This is a genomic window from Amycolatopsis sp. NPDC058986, from assembly GCF_042741125.1.
Taxonomy (GTDB): domain Bacteria; phylum Actinomycetota; class Actinomycetes; order Mycobacteriales; family Pseudonocardiaceae; genus Amycolatopsis.
Genome location: NZ_JBHYJW010000006.1, coordinates 165905 through 184173, shown reverse-complemented (window position 1 = coordinate 184173; position 18269 = coordinate 165905). Strand labels below are relative to the sequence as shown.

Genomic DNA, 18269 nt, shown 5'->3' with positions numbered 1-18269 from the left:
CAACGGCGCGAGTCTCCCATCCTGGGACCCGTTTCGCCTGAGGACGCTCGAGGAGTGAGGCCGGTCTTCGATCGAAGCCCCCGGGAACCGTTTCCCGGGAACCACTACCGAGGACCGGCGGACGGATTCCTCGTGCGCGCTCGCGCCGGTTCTCTTCTTACTGCTTATGCGACCGGGGGGAGCGGCCGTGGCCACTCCCCCCGGTTTCACGCTATCGGCGCAGGCCGAGACGCTGGATCAGCGCACGGTAACGCTCGACGTCCACCTTGTTGACGTAGTTCAGCAGCCGACGACGGCGGCCGACGAGCAGCAGGAGGCCACGACGCGAGTGGTGGTCGTGCTTGTGCTCCTTGAGGTGCTCGGTGAGGCCGATGATGCGCTTGGTCAGCAGCGCGACCTGGGCCTCGGGGGATCCGGTGTCCGAGTCGTGCACGCCGTACTCGGCCAGGATCGACTTCTTCTCTTCGGTGGACAGTGCCACTGGTGGTGCTCCTTGGTTGTGTCAGTGCCGTGCGGCCCGGACGTGATCGACGCCGGGTGAGACGGTCACGGCCGCCACGGACTGCAGCCGGACCCGATTGTCAAGGCTACCAGCAGCGTGATCGCGGCCCTCAGGCGCGCTCCAGCGGGAACCGGTCCGTCACTCGATAGCGTGACCCGTCCGGGGTCCGCTCGCTGCGCATCAGGGCCACCTCGGTGGCCGTCCAGGCGCGGCTCGAGAAGCGGGACAGCCGTGTCTTCCACAGCCGGGCGAGCTCCGGTTCCTCCCGGGGGAAGCGGGCCAGCGTCAGATGCGCCCGGTACGGCCGCGTCTCGGCGTCCGCCCCGGCCGCCAGCGCCAGCGCCGTCAGCCCCTCACCGGCGACAGTCAACCACAGGACGCCGGGGAACGTCCCGGCATTTTCCAGCCGGACGTCGATCGCGGGCCGTCCGGCGAGCCTTTCCCGGAGCCACCCGGCGCGTTCGGCCGCGTCGGCGTGGCCGTAGAAACCCAGTGTGACGTGCCAGTCCTCCTGCGAGGACCAGCGCAGCCGGTTGTCCCCGCGCTCCCCCAGCTCCGCCGCGAGCGCGTCGACGACGTCCGCGGGCGGCACCAGCGCGCTGAACACGTGCACGGGCTAGGTGTGCGCTCCGGCGCGGCGCAGCAGATCGGCCAGCGCGGGGAAGTCGTCGCCGAGCCGTTTGGCGGCCTCGCCGAGGTCCTCGTCCTCGGCGATGTCGCGCAGCGCGGCGAGCACGGCCCGGTCGTCGGCGGTGCCGACCGGCAGGTTGTCCCGGCCGACGGTCGGGCGGGCGTCGCGGACGTCCTCCAGCGCGGCGAGGATCGCCTCGCGGTTGCCCGCGGCGACGTCGGGCACCAGGGTCTTGCGTTCCAGCATGATCATCCGCGCGAGCACGACCGGGTTCCCGATCTTGGCGCGGCGGCCGCTCATCACCTGGCTGAGCATCGGGGCGCTGATACCGAGCACCTCGGCGAGGAAGGCCTGCGAGACGTCGAAGGCGACCACCAGGCGGCGTACCCGATCGCCGAGTGGTTCCCCGTACCACTCGCGCTGCAGCGCGATGTTCCGCTGGACGATCTTGTGGTCCTCCACCAGTTCCGCTCCCGTTAGCCCGCTATTTCGTCGCTCTCGCACCGCCGTGAGCATCTTGCCACCCCGGGGCCGCCGGTGAGGGCGAAACAGACGTTTCATCACCCCGGCTGGCCCGACCGGGGGACGATCAGCTTTCGGACCGCAGTGCTTCCCTGGTGCGGACCACGTCGTCGTCGATCTGCTTCACCAGATCCTCGGAGCGGGAGAACCGGACCTGGTCGCGAAGCCGGGTGACGAAGTCCAGCGCCACGTGCTGGCCGTAGAAGTCCTCTTCGAGGTCGAGCACGAAGGCCTCGACCGTGCGCTCCCGGCCGGAGAAGGTCGGGTTGGTGCCGACCGACACGGCGGCGGCCAGCTTCCGGTCCGGTTCGGACGATCGGGTGAACCAGGCACTGTAGACACCGTCGGCGGGAACGGCCGCGAAGCGCGGGGTGGACAGGTTCGCCGTCGGGTAGCCGAGATCGTGGCCCCGGCCGTCGCCGCGGACCACTATCCCTTCGAGACGGTGCGGCCTGCCCAGCGCCTCGGCGGCGGCGACCACGTCACCGGCGTCGATGCAGGACCGGACGTAGGTCGAGGAGAACGTGATCTGGCTGGCCGCTTTGTCCTTCTCGGACAGTGAGCGGCCCTGCAGTTCGGCGCCGTAGGCGACGAACCCGAACCGCTTGCCGAGCGTGCGCAGCAGGGCGATGTCCCCGGCGGCCTTGGCGCCGAAGGTGAAGTTCTCCCCCACGAACACCTCGGCCACGTGCAGCCGGTCGACCAGGATCTCGTGCACGAACTCGTGCGGCGGGAGCCGGGACAGCTCGAGGGTGAACGGCAGCACCGCGAACACGTCGACGCCGAGACCCTCGATGAGTTCCGCCTTGCGCCGCAACGAAGTCAGCTGCGCGGGATGGCTCCCGGGGCGCAGTACCTCGGACGGGTGCGGGTCGAAGGTCAGCACCACGCTCGGCACGTTCAGTTCGGCGGCCGCGCGCACCGTCCGCTTGATCAGCTCCTGGTGCCCGCGATGCACGCCGTCGAAGATGCCGATGGTGATCACGCACCGGCCCCAGCTGCCGGGAAGGTCCCCCAGACCACGCCAACGCTGCACTTTCGCCTTCTCTCCCACAGCCGTTGTCTTTCGCCGTGCCCCACCCTATGCGGGCAGCAGCACGACCACCGAACGGGCCACGCCCTCCTCGTCGGCGGCCAGCGCGAGCACCCGGCCGTCCGGGGCGAAGAGGCCGTAAGTGCCCTTGATCCCGGCGGCCGGGATGCGCTGCCCGTGCCGGATCGCGCGGGCGGTGGCGGCGTCGAGATCGCGGCGCGGGAAGGCCGCGGCGACGGCGGCGTCGAGATCGAGCGAGAGTTCGGGCTTGTCCTCCAGTTGATCGAGCGTCCGTGCTTTGGCCAGGGTGAACGGGCCGACCGTGGTGCGCCGCAGTGCCTGGAGGTGGCCGCCGGCGCCGAGCCCGGCGCCGAGGTCGCGGGCGAGCGCGCGGACGTAGGTGCCGGACGAGCATTCGACGACCGCGTCCAGTTCGATCCGGTCCTCTTCGCGGCGGGTGGCCAGGAGGTCGAAGCGGTAGACGGACACCGGACGCGGCGGCAGCACGACCTCCTCGCCCGCGCGGACCCTGGCGTAGGCGCGTTTGCCGTCGATCTTGACCGCGGAGACCGCGCTCGGGACCTGCTGGATGTCGCCGGTGAGCTTCGCGATCCCGGCGGCGATGTCCTCGTCGGTGATCTTCGCGAGGGCGGCGGGGTCGGCGTCGGCGAGGATCTCGCCCTCGGCGTCGTCGGTGGTGGTGGACCGGCCCAGCGAGAGCGTCGCGAGGTAGGTCTTGCGGTCCAGCGCGAGGTGGCCCAGCAGTTTGGTGGCCCGTTCGATGCCGAGGACGAGGACGCCGGTGGCCATCGGGTCGAGCGTGCCCGCGTGGCCGACCTTGCGAGTGCCCATGATGCGGCGGGCGCGGGCGACGACGTCGTGCGAGGTCATCCCGGCGGGCTTGTCGACGATGAGCAGACCGGGCGGCGGGGCGGGGCGGGACTGTTTGGGGCGTGACACGGGGCGAACCCTATCGAGCGGGGTTTCGCCGTCCGGAGGCGCCGGTGATCAACTTGCGGCCGCCACAGGGGTTTCGGCCGGTTCGGCGTCCCAGCGGCGCCTGCGGATGCGGACCGGCACGGTCTCGCCGCGGGCTTCGGCGGCGAACAGGTGCGCGCGGGTGCGGCGCCACCACACCAGCATGCGCGAGGTGCCGAGCATCAGGAACGCGACGACCGCCAGCAGCGCGACGCGGAAGTTCCCGCCGGTCCACTGCAGCAGGACGCCGATGGACAGCGCCGCGAGCGTGGTGGCGACGAAACCGCCGACGTTGACGACACCGGTCGCGGTGCCGACGCGTTCGAGCGGGTTGTAGTCACGGGCGAGGGCGAAGCCGATCATCGACGCCGGACCACCGAGCGCGAGGAAGGCGAACGCGGGCACCAGCACGGCCGTCGGGAGCGGGCCGCCCCAGCCGAGCAGCACCGCCCACACCAGCGTGGCGCCGCCGAGGTATCCGCCCACGAGCGGCATCCGCAGCGACGGGTGCCGCCCGATGATCCCGCCGACCAGCGGACCGCCGATCATCGAGCCGAAGACGAACACCGTCAGCAGCGCGCTCGCCGAGGACTTCGGCATGCCCTGTCCCTGGACCAAGAAGGGCATGCCCCACAACAACGTCAGTACGTTCGGCGCGAACATGGTGGTGAAGTGCACCCAGAAGCCGAGCCGCGTCCCCGGCACCTTCCACGCGCGGATCACCTGACGGCCCAATGCCTTGGGGTGCACCCGTTCGCGGACGGGTTCGGGCTCGCCGTGCGGAACGTCGCGCACCCGCAGGACGACCACCGCGGCGTAGGCGACGGTGACGAGCCCGACGGTGAGGAACGTCGGCACCCAGCCGGGTCCTTCGAGCAGGAGTGTCAGCGGGACGGTGGCGGCGAGGTTCCCGACGTAGCCGACCGCGCCGGTGAGCGAGGTCAGGACGGCGTACTGGCGACCGGGGAAGTGCGCCGCGACCAGCCGCAGCACGCTGACGAAGGTGAGCGCGTCGCCGAATCCGAGGATCCCGCGGGCCACGAGGCCGAGCGCGTAGGACTGGGCGATGCCGAGCAGGACCTGGCCGAGGCCGAGGAAGAGCAGGGCGGCGATGAGGATCCGGCGCGGGCCGTAGCGGTCGACGAGCACGCCGGTGGGGATCTGCATCGCCGCGTAGACGCCGACCTGGAGGACGGTGAAAGTGCCCAGCGCGGCCGCGCCGACGCCGAAGCGTTCGGCGGCCTGCAGCCCGGCCACGCCGAAGGAGGTGCGGTGGAAGACCGCGAGCAGGTAGACGGTGACGGCGGCCACCCAGATGAACCAGGCCCGGCTCGTGGCGGTGACTCGGCCGGTGGCGGGCGACACGGGTTCCTCCCAGGGTTCGGTACGGACAGGGCGTCCCCGTTGCCGCCGTATCAGTTGTATCGCCTAAGCAACGCCGAAACCTAGCCGTTACCCGGGTGTCTTTGCCCACACAGTGCGGTCAGTTGCGCTCTCCACAACGACTTCTCCGTCCAATCACGCGAGTTCTCCGTCTGATCACGCGAGTCCGCCGTTCAGGCACGCGAGTTCGCTCTCTCGCCACACCTGCCCGGTGGGTGCCGGGGCGGGGATTCGCGGGTGGCGGGGCTCGACACGTCGCGAACGACGCGTTGCCGACGTTGAACGTCCCGAACGGAGCGTTCGCGACGTGGGCGGCCCCGGGGCGGGCGGCCACGGCGCTGCCCGCGTCAGCGCGGAACCCGGGCGCGCGAACGTGGGACTCGCGGCGGGAACGGGGTCAGGCGGGGCGGGTGGCGCCGGTGACGGCCCAGTGGCCGGAGCGCCAGCGGTACAGCAGCGACACGAGCCGCAGCACCATGAACGCGGACAGGCCCGCCCAGATCCCGGTCAGCCCCCAGCCGAAGGCGAGCGACGCCCACACCATCGGGAGGAACCCGAGCGCCGCGCTGAGCAGCGTCGCGGTGCGCAGGAAGGCCGCGTCGCCGGCACCGAGCAGGACCCCGTCGAGGGCGAACACCACTCCGGCGATCGGTTGCAGCGCCACGAAGAACCACCACGCGTGCGGGATCTCGCCGAGCACACCCGGGTCCGTCGTGAAGGCGTGCGGCAGCAGGCCGGACAGCCCCGCGAACACCACGCCGAGCACGCAGCCGAACACCAGCCCGTACCCGGTGATCTGCCCGGCGACACCCCGGGCCTGACGCGCCACGCCCGCCCCGAGCGCGGCCCCGATCAGCGACTGCGCGGCGATGGCCAGCGAGTCGAGCACGAGGGAGAGGAACGTCCAGAGCTGGAGCACGACCTGGTGCGCGCCCACCGCCTCCGCCGACGTCCGCGCCGCGACGGCGGCCGCGGAGACGAAGCACGCCTGAAACGCGAGGCTGCGCAGCACGAGGTCCCGGCCGAGGCCCAGCTGAGCCCGCATGACCCCGAACTCCGGACGCAGCGAGACCCGCTCCCGCACCAGCGCGGCGACGAACAACCCGGCCGAGATCACCTGCGCGACGACGTTCGCGATCGCGGAACCCTCGAGGCCCCACCCCGCGACATACACCAGCACGGGGCACAGCACCGCCGAGATCCCGTTGCCCGCCAAGACGTAGCGCAGCGGTCTCGTCGCGTCCTGGACCCCACGCATCCAGCCGTTGCCCGCCATCGTGATGAGGATCAGCGGGGCGCCGAACAGGGCGATGCGCAGCCAGGACACCGCCGCGGCGGCGATCTCGTCGTTGCCGGTGAGCACTCGCGCCACCGGCCCGGCCAGCACTTGACCGGCGACCAGCAGGACCAGCCCGACGAGCACGGCGAGCCAGGTGGCCTGCACACCCTCGCGGACGGCGTCCGCGCGCCTGCCCGCGCCGTGCAGCCGCGCGGTGCGGGACGTCGTGCCGTACGACAGGAACGTGAGCTGCGTGGACACCTGTGCGAGGACGACCCCGGCGACGGCGAGCCCGGCCAGCGGCAGCGCGCCGAGGTGGCCGACGACCGCGGTGTCGACCAGTACGTACAGCGGCTCGGCGGCGAGCACCCCCAACGCGGGCACGGCGAGGCCCAGTACCCGCTTGGCGGGGATCCGCTCGGTTTCGGCCCCGGCCTCGGTGTCCAGTTCGGAATCGTTCGGCACGCGCCGAGCGTAACGACCGCCCCCGACAATTCCGCCCTGCGGGAAGCGGGAACTTCCCAGGCCGGATTCCGACGCGCGCACCGAGGGACGCCCCGGGTGCACTGACCGCACCGAGGGACGCCCCCGTCGCACTCAACGCACCAAGGGCGTCCCTCGGCGACCGCGCCACGCGCTTTCCGTCACCCCTACCCCGTAGGCTGTCTATTCGGGGGCGCTCAGAGCGTCCTGAATCTTCCGTTCATTCCTTCGGCGTTCCGTGAATGCCACATTGACGGACTCTGAGTCCCTCAATGTGGCATTCACGGAACGTCCGTCCACAGTGGAGCGGAACGGCTCAGCGCAGCAGTGGGGCGCGGGAGAGAGCGGCGCGGAGGCCGTCGATGACCTCCTCGGCCGCGCCTTCCACCGTGCAGCCCGCGGCCATCCGATGTCCGCCGCCGCCGAATTCGGCAGCCGCCGCGGAGACGTCCATGCCGCCGGTCGAGCGCAGCGAAACCTGCCAGCGGGAGCCGTGGTCCAGCGGCGCGGCCTCCTTGAGCACCGCGGCGACCCCGGCCTCGCTGGTGGCCCGCACGACGTCGATCACGGACTCGACCTCCTCGGGCCGCACGGTCTTCGCGGCGTCGAGACGCACCACGGCGTGCACGAACCCGAGCCCTTGCGCGGCTTCAGGTTCGAGCCGCGCGCCGGCAAGCACCGAGGACAGCATCGGCAGCCACGCGAACGGGTGATCGTCGACGATGCGCCGCGCCACCTGCTCGGGATTCACCCCGGCTTCGAGCAGCCGCGCGGCCATCCGGTGCGTGTCCGGGCGGGCGCGGCGGAAGCCGCTCGTGTCGGTGACCAGCCCGGCGTACAGGGCGCGAGCGGTCGGCTCGTCGAGTTCGAGGCCCATTTCGCAGAGGATCCGGAAGACGAGCACCGCGGTGGCTTCGGCCGTGTCGTCGACGACGTGCCGGGTGCCGTAGTAGGCATTCGTCGCGTGATGGTCGATCACCAGCACGTCGCCGCCGATCTGCCGGGTGGTCGCCACCCGCGAGGCAAGCGAACCGAGCCGCCCCAGCGTCGGCGTGTCCAGCGCCACCAGCAGCCGTTCGGACACGGGCAGCTCGCCGGGTGGGGTGAGCAGGCCGTCGACGTCCAGCCAGCGAAGGGTTTCCGGTGGCTCGGCCGGTTCTGCGAACGAGACGCGGACGCTCGCGCCGCGCTGGTGCAGTACGCGGCCGAGGGCCAGTGCGCTGCCGAGCGCGTCGGCGTCCGGGCGGACGTGCCCGAGCAGGGTCACGTCGGTGGCGGTGGCCAGCAGCGCGGCCGCTTCCTGGATGTCCTGCGCCAAAGTAGCTGTCACAGTGCGTCACGCTACGCTCTGCGGGATGTCCGAGTACGTGATTCTGGTCCACCCGTCGGCCAACCGGGTCTACGCCGCCTCCTCCCCCGCGCTGCTGCGCGCCGAGCTGGCGGTCTTCGGCGACGCGCTGAGCGTCGAGCTGTCCGGGATCGAGGAGGTCGAACTCGGCGGCGTCGGCTATGTGCGCTTCGCCACCTCGACCGCGTTGGGCGAGCGGGACCTGGCCCTGCTGTCGAACCTGTCCTCGCTCTACGCGCTGTTCGAGCTCGGCGACGGCGTGCTGCGCCCGGTCACCGTGCGCCCGCTCGCGACGACGGACTCGGATCTGCTGACGATCCAGAAGTACGCGGGCAAGACGAACGAGCAGTTCACGAAACTGCTGCTCAACGCCACGCTGCTGGCCACCGCGAAGCCGACGTCGTGGCTCGGCAAGCCGGTGCGCCTGCTCGACCCGCTGTGCGGGCGCGGCACGACGCTGAACCAGGCGATGATGTACGGCTTCGACGCGACCGGGCTCGACGTCGACGGCAAGGACTTCGAGGCCTACGAGCAGTTCATCAAGACGTGGCTGCGTACCAAGCGGGTCAAGCACAGCGCCGAATCGGGCCTGCTGCGGCGCAACAAAACACGGCTGGGACGCAGGCTCGACATCGAGTACGCGTTCAGCAAGGAGCAGTACAAGGCGGGCGAGACGCGACAGCTGACGTACTACAACGCCGACACGCTCACCACCGACGAACTGGTGAAGCCCGGCTCGGTCGACGTGATCGTCACCGACGCGCCGTACGGCGTCCAGCACGGTAGCCATCGCACGCAGGACGCGTCGCTCGCACGCAGCCCGCGTGATCTGCTCGCCGCCGCGATTCCCGTGTGGACTCGCGTGCTGCGGCCCGGCGGGGCGATCGGGATTTCCTGGAACACCATGGTTCTCCCGCGCGAGGACCTGGTCGCGGTGCTCGGCCGGGCCGGGCTGGACGTCCGCGAGGGCGGGCCGTACGACGAGTTCTCGCACCGGGTGGACCAGGCGATCGTGCGCGACCTCGTGGTCGCCGCGAAGCCGGTGTCCTAAGAGGACACTGGCGGGAAACCGACGTCACCCTCGCGCGCCACCGAGGTGTCGCGAATTCGCCAGACCGGGCACTCCCGCCGGTGCTGGACTTGCCGCCATGTCCGTACGCACAACGCCTTCCGCCGTCGTCGAAACCCGCGCACCGCTGACCGGCCGGCTCGCCGTGGTCGCGGTGACGCTCGGGATCTTTTCGATCGTCACCACCGAAATCCTGCCGATCGGCCTGCTGACCCCGATCGGTTCCACCTTCGGCCTCTCCGACGGCACCGCGGGGTTGATGATGACCACGCCCGGCATTCTTGCCGCGATCGCCGCCCCCGTCGTCACCGTCGCGACCGCGCGGCTCGACCGGCGGTTCATGCTCGGCGTGCTGATGCTGGTGCTGACGATCGCCGACTTCCTGGCCGCCGTCGCGCCGAACTATCCGGTGCTGATGGTGTCCCGGGTGCTGGTCGGGATCGTGATCGGTGCCTTCTGGTCGATCGCGGCGGGCCTCGCCGAACGCCTCGTGCCCCGGGCGCGGGTGGCGCGGGCGACCGCGGTGATCTTCTCGGCCGTACCGCTGGGGTCGGTGATCGGCGTCCCCGCGGGCACGTTCATCGGCGCGCAGTGGGGCTGGCGGGCCGCGTTCGCCGTCATGGGCGCGCTGACGCTCGGGGTGCTCGCCGCACTGGCGGTGTTCGTCCCGGCCCTTCCTTCCGAGCGGGCGACGCGGCTCGACGTGCTCGGCGGCATGCTGCGCAGCCGCGCGGTCCGCTGGGCGCTGCTGGTGACCGTCCTGATCGTGCTCGCCCACTTCGGCACCTACACCTACGTGACGCCGCTGCTCGAACAGGTCACGCACGCCGGTCCGGCACTGATCACCGTGCTGTTGTTCGGCTACGGGCTCGCCGGGATCACCGGCAACTTCGTCGCGGGCGCCGCGGTGGCCCGGCATCCCAAGGCCACGTTCGCGGTCAGTGCGGTGATGATCGCCTGCGCGACGACGGCTCTCCCGTTCGCCGGTGGCTCGGTGTTCGGCGCGGCGGCGTTGCTCGTCGTCTGGGGACTCGCGTACGGCGCGGTGCCGGTGTGTTCGCAGACGTGGTTCGCCCACGCCGCGCCGCGGAGCCCGGAGGCGGCGTCGGTACTGTTCACCTCCTCGTTCCAGGCGACGTTCTCGCTCGGCGCGCTCGCCGGCGGGATGGTCGTGGACGCGAGTTCGGTGCGTACGGTGATGATCACTGGTGGCGCGGCCGCGTTCGCGATGGCCGCTTGCGTGCCGTTGTCCAGCGAGCGAAGGCGTGCTTCCACGATCTGGAACCAGGGCGGCGAGCGTTGACCCCGGTCCACGCGGGTTCCTAAGGTCGAAACCGTCGGCGAGAAAGCGTTGTCCCGCCGTGGTTTTCCTGATGCCTCCCCATTCCAGACAGGTGCCGTCATGCCCATTTCCGGTCCCCCGCCCGAATCGGTGTGGGTACGGCAGACCGATCCGCGGGTCAAGCCGTTGCTCGCCGATCTCGCCCGTGAGTACTCGAGCCGCTATCACCGGGTGCTCGCGGACGTCCACCACGAGCTGCGGGAATACCCCGTCGAGCGGTTTTCCCCGCCCGACGGCGGTTTGCTGTTGCTGGTGCGGGCCGGGCACGCGGTCGCGGGCGGCGCGTTCCAGCGCTACGACCCCGAAACCGCCGAACTCAAGCGGATCTGGACACACCGGGCGCACCGGCGGTCGGGGCTGGCCCGGCGCGTCGTGGCGGAACTGGAGGCCGAGGCGGAACGTCGGGGCTATCGGCGGGTGTACCTGACCACCGGCCCGAACCAGCCGGAAGCCAGGGAACTCTATCTCGCGTCGGGCTACACCGCGCATTTCGACGTTTCCGCGCCACCAAGGGAAAAACCGTTGCCGTTCAGCAGAATCCTGCCGTCCGCGGTCCCGGCGAGAGCGGTCGGGGCATGACCAGCGACGTCGGCGCGCGGCCCGCCGACCTCGCCCGCCCGGAGCCCGCGCCGGAGGCGTCGCTGAAGATCGTCCCCGCCCGGCACCCGTGGACGTGGGTGGCCGCGGTCGTCGTGGCCGTCCTGGTGGCGATGGCCGGGCACGCCCTCGTCACCAACAAGGCGTGGGACTGGCCGACCTTCGCCTCCTACGTCTTCCAGAAATCCGTGCTCTCGGCTGTTCTGCTCACGTTGGAACTCACGTGCTTCGGTGTGGTCACGGGATTCCTGTTGGGCACCGTGCTGGCGCTCATGCGCGTCTCCGGCAACCCGCTGCTGCGCGCGGTCAGCTGGGCCTACACCTGGGTCTTCCGCTCGGTACCGCTGATCCTGCAGCTGCTGTTCTGGTACAACCTGGCGATCCTCTACAACAAGCTTTCCTTCGGTGTCCCTTTTGGACCATCATTCGTCTCGTTCGACACGATGAGCCTGATCCCGCCGTTCCTCGCCGCCGGATTGGGCCTCGCGCTGCACCAGGCCGCGTACGCCGGGGAGATCGTGCGCGCCGGGTTCCTCGCCGTGGACGCGGGACAGCGCGAAGCCGCGGCAGCACTGGGAATCCCGTCGGGGCGCCAGTTCCGCCGGATCGTTCTGCCCCAGGCGATGCGCTCGATCGTGCCGACCGCGGCGAACGAGATCATCGGCATGGTCAAGGGCACTTCGGTGGTATACGTGATGGCGCTGCCCGAGCTGTTCTACCAGGTCCAGGTCATCTACACCCGCAACGGCCGGGTGATCCCGCTGCTGCTCGTCGCGACCGCGTGGTATCTCGCGCTCACCACCGTGCTTTCGGTCGTGCAGTACTACGTGGAGCGCTACTACGCCCGGGGTACGCGACGATGAAACACATGGTGGACGTGCGTGGTGTGCACAAGAGCTACGGTACACACGAAGTCCTGACCGGCATCGACCTCCAGATCCGCCCCGGCGAGGTGACTGTCCTTCTTGGACCGTCCGGCTCCGGGAAGTCCACGCTGCTGCGGCTGATCAACCATCTCGAACGTGCCGACCGCGGGTTCATCAGCGTCGGCGGCGAACTGATGGGCTACCGGCGCGCGGGCGACCGGCTGTACGAGCTGAAGGAACGCGAAATCCTCAAGCAGCGCACGCGGATCGGGTTCGTGTTCCAGAACTTCAACCTGTTCGGGCATCTCACCGCGCTGGAGAACGTCGTCGAGGCCCCGATTTCCGCACAACGACGGCCCCGTGCGGAGGCTGAGGCGCTCGCACGGGAACTGCTCGCCAGGGTCGGGCTCGCCGGCAAGACGGACGAATACCCGCGGCGGCTGTCCGGCGGCCAGCAGCAGCGGGTCGCGATCGCCCGCGCGCTGGCGCTGCGACCGGACGTGCTGCTGTTCGACGAACCGACCTCCGCGCTCGACCCGGAACTCGTCGGCGAGGTGCTTGCCGTGATCAAGGACCTCGCCGGCACGGGGACCACGATGGTCGTCGTCACCCACGAACTCGGTTTCGCCCGCGAGGTCGCCGACACCGTCGTCTTCCTCGACGGCGGCCGGATCCTCGAACAGGGCCCGCCCGCGGTGGTACTCGACCAGCCGAGCCACGACCGCACCCGCGCCTTCGTCGACAAAGTCCTTTGAGGACACTTCACCGAGGAGTTCCGCGTGAGAAGCACCTTCCTGCGTCCCGTCCTGTTCGCGACGTTGCTGGGCCTGAGCCTGACGGCCTGCGACGCCGGTGACGCGACACCTCAGACCGCGTCGCAGCCCGCCGCGAACGGGATCAACATCACCGCGCAGCAGAACCGGGTCCGCGCGCGGAAGGTGGACGAGATCGCGAACCTCGTGCCCGCCGGCATCCGCGCGCGGGGCACGTTCGTCGTCGGCACGACCGGCAACGGCACACCGCCGCTGTCCTTCCGTGCCGACGACGACAAGACGATCATCGGTGTCGAGCCCGACATCGCCCAGCTCGTCGCCGACGTCCTCGGGCTGAAGCTCGATCTGCAGCCGACGTCGTGGGAGAACCTGTTCCTCTCGGTGGAGAACGGCCAGTACACCGCCGGATTCTCCAACGTCACGGTGACCGAGGAACGCAAGGACAAGTACGACTTCGCGACGTACCGGCGGGACACGCTCGCCTTCGAAGCCCGGTCCGACAAGGACCTGACCGTGCGTGAGCCGAAGGACATCGCCGGGCTCACCGTCGGCGTCAGCTCGGGGACGAACCAGGAGCAGATCCTGCTGCGCTGGGACGAGCAGAACAGGGCCGCCGGGCTGAAACCCGTGAAGTTCCAGTACTACCAGACCACTTCGGACTACTACCTGGCGCTGAAGTCCGGCCGGATCGACGTCTACGTCGGGCCGAACCCGACGGCCACCTACCACGTCGCGGTGGACAAGCAGGCCAAGATCGTCGGCACCGTCTCCGGCGGTGGGCAGATCCCCGCGGACATCGCGGCGATGACGAAGAAGGGCAACGGACTGGCCGACGCGTTGCAGAAGGCCCTGCAGCACGAGATCGCCAACGGCCAGTACGCGGAGGTCCTCAACCGCTGGAACCTCACGAACGAGGCGGTGGCGGCGTCGGAGGTGAACCCGAAAGGCTTGCCGCGCAAGTGAAAGGACTCACCACGGCCGGAGCTTCTCCGGGTTCCGGACCGCCCAGAAATGCGTGATCCGGCCGTCCGCGATGCCGAGCGCGATCACCGCCGAGGTGACGCCGTCCTGCTGGATCACCAGGCCGGGCTGGCCGTTGACCGTGCGTTCCAGGATCGTCCGCCCGGCGAACACGCCGCTGATCGTGACCAGATAACGCGCGAGCTGCTCGGCGCCCACGATCGGGTGAGGCGCGGCGTTGACCAGGCCGCCGCCGTCGGCGATACCGGTGGCGTCGGGGTCGAGCAGACCGATGAGCGCCGGGATGTCCTTGGCCTCCCATGCCTTCTTGAACTCCCTGACGATGTCGGCGCGCGAAGCCACCGATGCAGCGGGAGCCTGGGACGCACTGATGCGGCGACGGGCCGAGGAGGCCAGCTGACGGCACGCCGCCGGAGACCGGCCGACGATCTCGGCCACTTCGGCGAACGGGTACCGGAAGACGTCGTGCAGGACGAACGCCACCCGTTCGGCCGGGGTCATCGATTCGAGCACGACCAGGAACGCCATGGTGACCGACTCGTCGAGGGTGACCCGGTCGGCCGGGTCGGCGCGCCCCTCGCTCCACTCCCGATGATCGGGCAGTGGCTCCGGGATCCACTCGCCCACATAGCTTTCGCGCCGCGCGCGTGCCGAGCCGAGCACGTCCAGACAGATGCGCCCGGCGACCTTCATCAGCCAGGCACCGGGCGAGGCGATGGCCTCCTGCTGCTGCCGGGACAGGGCATACCAGCGGGTGTAGGCCTCCTGCACGACGTCCTCGGCGTCGGCCAGCGAGCCGAGGAGCCGGTACGCGAGATTGATCAGCTGCCGCCGCTCGCTCATGATCGCGCTCAGGCTCGGATCGAGCCGGGGGTCACCTGGTGTCTTCATGAGTTCGCTCCTTGGCCGCGTGCTGCCGTCACCAGTACGACGAGACAGCCCGCCGGAATGTGACCCTCACATCCTGGCGGGCTGTCTCGTCGGTGGGACGTAACGGCGGAACACGAAAGGAAGAACACCATGGACGCCCGACTCGACTTCCACGGTAATCCGGTCGCGGCCAAGTTCCTCAAGCACGTCGTCTCGGCGAGCAGGGCACTAGCGGACTCGGCACTGCCCCGCGCGACGGAGGAACTGGTGGCGCTGCGCGCGAGCCAGATCAACGGCTGCGCGGTCTGCGTCGACATACACACCAAGGAGGCGACGCGCGCCGGGGAGACCCCGACACGCCTGAACCTGGTCGCGACCTGGCGGGAGGCCACGGTGTTCACCGAGGCCGAACGCGCCGCCCTGGAGCTGGCGGAGCAGGGCACCCGCATCGCCGACGCGGCAGGCGGAGTCACCGGCGACGCGTGGGCGCACGCCGCCAAGCACTACGACGAGGATCAGCTGGCCGCACTGGTGGCGACCATCTCCCTCATCAACGCGTTCAACCGCGTGAACGTCATCACGCAGCAGCCCGCGGGCAACTACCAGCCCGGCCAGTTCGGCTGATCCGCGTCACGCAACCAGCTCCCCGACAGTGATCTCGGCACGCTCGCGCCGGGTGTACAGCTCCCAGTACCGTTCGGCCAGCTCCTCCGGCTCCACGCGTTCCGGGTCGAAACCGTGGCGCGCCTCGACACTGCGGTCGAACAACGCCTGCGCGTCGCTGCCCTGGACGAGTTTGCCGATGGTCAGCGCACCGGCGTAGACGCCTTCGGGAGCGAGCACGGTGTGCAGGTTGTGAATGTAGTTGCGCAGGCCCGCCTGCCCCGAGCCCGGAGCGGCGAGGGGCGGTGCGGGCGTCTTCGCGGACAGTCCGAGGCCGTAGAGCAGCGCGCCGTCACCCTTTTCCCGCAGGCCCGGCAAGATCAGCCGGGTCAGCGACATCGGCGCGAGCACCGTGCCACGCAGCACGTCCCGCATCGCCTCGACGTCCAGGTCGAGGATCGGCCGAATGGCTTCGTAGGGCAGAAAACCGTTGATCACCGCGACGTCGATGCCCCCGAACCGCTCGGTGACGGCGTCCACGACCCGGGTATGCGTGTCCAGATCGCCGAGGTCGGCGGTGAAGGCCTCGGCCTCGATCCCCTCCCCCGCCAGTTCCTTCGCGAACGCCGCCACCCGCTCGCCGCTGCGCGCGACCAGCGCGACACGGAACCCTTCACGACCGAACCGGCGTGCCGTCGCGAACCCCGCACCCGGCCCCGCCCCGAAAATCGCCACTGTCTTCACGATGCCTCCCGGCCACAGAACTTGAGGCCCCCCTCAAGTTCTCACTGTAGCCAAAGTTGAGGCTGCTTTCAACTTAGCTATACTCGACCCTGTGAGCACTGATCAGCGCCCGTTGCGCCGGGACGCCCGGCGCAACCGGGAAGCGCTGGTCACCGCCGCCCGCGAAACCTTTGGCACCAAGGGGCTCGACGCTCCACTGGAGGAGATCGCCCGCCGCGCCGGCGTGGCGATCGGCACGCTGTACAACCGCTTTCCCACCCGTGACGCCCTCGTCGAGGCCGCCTTCCTGCCGACATTGCGGACGTCCCTCACGCACACCGAGGAGGCACTGGCCGCCGACGATCCCTGGGACGGTTTCGTGCTCTTCCTGGAACGTTCCATCGCGATGCAGGTCGCCGACCGGGGTTTCACCGAGGTGTGCGTCCGCACCTTCGGGACCGAGTCCGAACTCGGCGCGACCAAGCTCGCGATCGGGGAACGGATGGGCCGGATCATCGCCCGCGCCCAGGAATCCGGCGCCCTGCGCGCCGATTTCCGGCTCGAAGACCTCGGCACGGTGTTCGCGGCGACGACCGGGTCACCGCGGTGGCGGCGTAGCCTCGGCCTGCTGCTCGACGGGTTCCGCGCCGAGGCGGCCCATCCGCTCCCCGAGGACTGATGCTTCGTTGGGCGCTGCGCGGGTGTCCTGAACGACGCGCAGGGGACGCCGATCGTCCCCAACGACGCGTTCGCGACATGCCCGCGTTCTGGCCACGCACTGCCAGGAACACCGAAAGCCGTGAGGGTCCTTCATAGCACTCAACGAACTGAAGAATCCCTTGGGCAACACCAGAGTCCATAAAGGACAGCAATGCGAGACATGAGTTTCCGCGACGAAACGCGAGAACCCCGCTACCTGCAGGGCTTGTGCGAAGATTTTTCCTTCGGCGATGGAAATTTTCGCCGGCTCAGGACAGGCGCTCGCCGACGAAGCGCAGCGCGTCGGGCAGGACCTCGCGCCAGTAGTCGTCGGTGTGCGCGCCGGCCGAGATCTTCCCGCCCGCCGGCTGAACGGCCTTGATGAGCTTGCGGTCCGCGGTCACGAACGGATCCCCGGTTCCGCACCACACCCCGGTGCGGGAGCCGACCAGGCCCTCGGTGTGCAGCAGCGGCTCGTTGTCCTCCCACTGCCGCTGGTCGGCGAACACCTTGCGCGAGCGGGCATCGGGCCAGCTGAGGAACAACGCGGCGCTGCACACGGCGACCGCGCTCAGTTCGCGATGGTCACGGGCGTAACGCAACGCGCCGAAGCCGCCCATCGAAATCCCCAGCGCCCCGGCGATCGGGCGCAACCCGCGCTGGGCGATCCAGCCCGGCATCTCCTCGGTCAGCATCCGCTGCGGATCGTCGCCGGAACCGAGGTCCACCCAGTAGTTGTCCCCGTCCACCGCGGCGATCGCGAACGGCTTCGTTCCACTGTGGACGATCTGCTTCAACGCCTCGGGCAGTCCCAGCTCGAGGAACGTACGCGCGCTCGCGCCCCGGCCGTGCAGCGCGAGGCACACCGGCAGCCCGGTCGTCGGCGTGCCTTCCGGGGCGATGAGCACGAGGTCGACGTCTCTGCCGCGGGCTTTGGACCGCACGCGCTCCACCGTCACCGGGCTGCTCAGCGGCGTCGGGCCCACCGGCGCCGACGACGCGGGCGGGCCCACCACCGGCGTGGTGTCCGGCGAACAGCCCGAGGCGAGCAGTGCCGCGGCACCGCCGAACAGCAGGCCGCGGCGGGAGAGCCCGGAAACCCGGTCAGGCTCGGTGCTCTCCTTCGGCGAACTCGTCATCGTCGACCTCTTCCCGAGGCGCCTTGTACGGGTCGACGTCCCCGGCGTGCCGCGCCCCCGTCGCCCGCCGAGCCACCTCCGCGTCCGCCTCGCGAGCCTTCTCCAAGAGGTCCTCGATGCGCTTCGCGTCCTCGGGAATGCTATCGGCCACGAAGGTCAGCGTGGGCGTATACCGGACACCGGTGCCCTGCCCCACCTTCGACCGCAGCACCCCGCGGGCGGACTCCAGTGCCGCCGCGGCGCCGGCGAGGTCCGGCTTCGCGTCGATGGTTTCGCCCAGCACCGTGTAGTACACCGTGGCGTCGTGCAAATCGGCGGTGATCTTCGTGTCGGTGATGGTCACTGAGTTCAGCCGCGGGTCCTTGACTTCGTGTTCGATCGCGGACGCCACGATCTGCGAGATCCGCTTGGCGAGCTTGCGCGCCCGAGCCGGATCGGCCATGTCTTT

The 18269-nt window shown here is 70.1% G+C and carries 20 protein-coding genes; 8 read left to right on the top strand and 12 right to left on the bottom strand.

Annotation, left to right across the window (positions count from 1 at the left end; all coding sequences use genetic code 11):
- Positions 1–211: 211 nt before the first annotated feature.
- The 8 genes from rpsO to ACFW0G_RS08415 all read right to left on the bottom strand — a co-directional run bounded on the left by rpsO (position 212) and on the right by ACFW0G_RS08415 (position 8141).
- Complete coding sequence (gene rpsO / locus ACFW0G_RS08450) at positions 212–481, bottom strand: 30S ribosomal protein S15 (RefSeq protein ID WP_345408651.1); 270 nt, start codon at positions 479–481, stop codon at positions 212–214.
- A gap of 130 nt (positions 482–611) precedes the next feature.
- Entirely contained in the window at positions 612–1115 is a 504-nt protein-coding gene (thpR, locus tag ACFW0G_RS08445) for an RNA 2',3'-cyclic phosphodiesterase (RefSeq protein ID WP_378324207.1), read from the bottom strand.
- A 3-nt stretch (positions 1116–1118) separates the two neighbouring features.
- On the bottom strand, positions 1119–1595 hold the full coding sequence (locus tag ACFW0G_RS08440) for an XRE family transcriptional regulator (protein WP_378324206.1): 477 nt from the start codon (positions 1593–1595) through the stop codon (positions 1119–1121).
- A 127-nt stretch (positions 1596–1722) separates the two neighbouring features.
- Positions 1723–2691, bottom strand: coding sequence for a bifunctional riboflavin kinase/FAD synthetase (locus ACFW0G_RS08435; RefSeq protein WP_378324205.1), 969 nt, complete (start codon positions 2689–2691; stop codon positions 1723–1725).
- A gap of 45 nt (positions 2692–2736) precedes the next feature.
- Positions 2737–3648 (bottom strand): tRNA pseudouridine(55) synthase TruB, encoded by a 912-nt coding sequence (gene truB / locus ACFW0G_RS08430; RefSeq protein WP_378324204.1) that lies wholly within the window; start codon positions 3646–3648, stop codon positions 2737–2739.
- Between the two features lie 48 nt (positions 3649–3696).
- A complete protein-coding gene (locus ACFW0G_RS08425) occupies positions 3697–5031 on the bottom strand; it encodes an MFS transporter (protein WP_378324202.1) in 1335 nt (444 codons plus the stop codon).
- Between the two features lie 415 nt (positions 5032–5446).
- Positions 5447–6793 (bottom strand): MATE family efflux transporter, encoded by a 1347-nt coding sequence (locus ACFW0G_RS08420; RefSeq protein ID WP_378324200.1) that lies wholly within the window; start codon positions 6791–6793, stop codon positions 5447–5449.
- 334 nt (positions 6794–7127) lie between these two features.
- Positions 7128–8141 (bottom strand): bifunctional oligoribonuclease/PAP phosphatase NrnA, encoded by a 1014-nt coding sequence (locus ACFW0G_RS08415; RefSeq protein ID WP_378324199.1) that lies wholly within the window; start codon positions 8139–8141, stop codon positions 7128–7130.
- Between the two features lie 25 nt (positions 8142–8166).
- Between ACFW0G_RS08415 and ACFW0G_RS08410 the strand changes: the two genes are divergently transcribed.
- From ACFW0G_RS08410 to ACFW0G_RS08385, 6 genes are all read left to right on the top strand, one after another.
- Complete coding sequence (locus ACFW0G_RS08410) at positions 8167–9210, top strand: TRM11 family SAM-dependent methyltransferase (RefSeq protein WP_378324197.1); 1044 nt, start codon at positions 8167–8169, stop codon at positions 9208–9210.
- Between the two features lie 97 nt (positions 9211–9307).
- On the top strand, positions 9308–10531 hold the full coding sequence (locus tag ACFW0G_RS08405) for an MFS transporter (protein ID WP_378324196.1): 1224 nt from the start codon (positions 9308–9310) through the stop codon (positions 10529–10531).
- Between the two features lie 99 nt (positions 10532–10630).
- Positions 10631–11149 carry a GNAT family N-acetyltransferase gene (locus tag ACFW0G_RS08400; RefSeq protein ID WP_378324194.1) on the top strand — a complete coding sequence of 173 codons (519 nt, stop codon included), beginning with the start codon at positions 10631–10633 and terminating at the stop codon, positions 11147–11149.
- Positions 11146–12030, top strand: a complete 885-nt coding sequence (locus ACFW0G_RS08395; protein WP_378324193.1) for an amino acid ABC transporter permease — start codon at positions 11146–11148, stop codon at positions 12028–12030. Before ACFW0G_RS08400 ends, ACFW0G_RS08395 begins: the two co-directional genes overlap by 4 nt.
- On the top strand, positions 12027–12788 hold the full coding sequence (locus ACFW0G_RS08390; protein ID WP_378324191.1) for an amino acid ABC transporter ATP-binding protein: 762 nt from the start codon (positions 12027–12029) through the stop codon (positions 12786–12788). Before ACFW0G_RS08395 ends, ACFW0G_RS08390 begins: the two co-directional genes overlap by 4 nt.
- A gap of 24 nt (positions 12789–12812) precedes the next feature.
- Positions 12813–13769 (top strand): ABC transporter substrate-binding protein, encoded by a 957-nt coding sequence (locus ACFW0G_RS08385; RefSeq protein ID WP_378324189.1) that lies wholly within the window; start codon positions 12813–12815, stop codon positions 13767–13769.
- A 6-nt stretch (positions 13770–13775) separates the two neighbouring features.
- Here ACFW0G_RS08385 and sigJ read toward each other — a convergent pair whose 3' ends face one another.
- Positions 13776–14678 carry an RNA polymerase sigma factor SigJ gene (gene sigJ / locus ACFW0G_RS08380; protein ID WP_378324188.1) on the bottom strand — a complete coding sequence of 301 codons (903 nt, stop codon included), beginning with the start codon at positions 14676–14678 and terminating at the stop codon, positions 13776–13778.
- Positions 14679–14807: 129 nt separating this feature from the next.
- On the opposite strand from sigJ, the gene ACFW0G_RS08375 reads away from it, so the two are divergent.
- Positions 14808–15281, top strand: coding sequence for a carboxymuconolactone decarboxylase family protein (locus ACFW0G_RS08375; protein ID WP_378324187.1), 474 nt, complete (start codon positions 14808–14810; stop codon positions 15279–15281).
- 6 nt (positions 15282–15287) lie between these two features.
- Here the strand turns inward: ACFW0G_RS08375 and ACFW0G_RS08370 are convergent, their stop codons facing one another.
- Positions 15288–16004 (bottom strand): SDR family NAD(P)-dependent oxidoreductase, encoded by a 717-nt coding sequence (locus tag ACFW0G_RS08370; RefSeq protein WP_378324186.1) that lies wholly within the window; start codon positions 16002–16004, stop codon positions 15288–15290.
- 91 nt (positions 16005–16095) lie between these two features.
- Here ACFW0G_RS08370 and ACFW0G_RS08365 point away from each other — a divergent pair, with 91 nt between their 5' ends.
- Positions 16096–16662, top strand: a complete 567-nt coding sequence (locus ACFW0G_RS08365) for a TetR/AcrR family transcriptional regulator (protein ID WP_378324184.1) — start codon at positions 16096–16098, stop codon at positions 16660–16662.
- A gap of 289 nt (positions 16663–16951) precedes the next feature.
- Here ACFW0G_RS08365 and ACFW0G_RS08360 read toward each other — a convergent pair whose 3' ends face one another.
- Both ACFW0G_RS08360 and rbfA read right to left on the bottom strand, forming a co-directional pair.
- Positions 16952–17821 (bottom strand): alpha/beta hydrolase, encoded by an 870-nt coding sequence (locus ACFW0G_RS08360; protein ID WP_378324183.1) that lies wholly within the window; start codon positions 17819–17821, stop codon positions 16952–16954.
- Positions 17787–18263, bottom strand: coding sequence for a 30S ribosome-binding factor RbfA (gene rbfA / locus ACFW0G_RS08355; protein WP_378324182.1), 477 nt, complete (start codon positions 18261–18263; stop codon positions 17787–17789). The genes ACFW0G_RS08360 and rbfA overlap by 35 nt, the downstream gene beginning before the upstream one ends.
- Positions 18264–18269 lie beyond the last annotated feature (6 nt).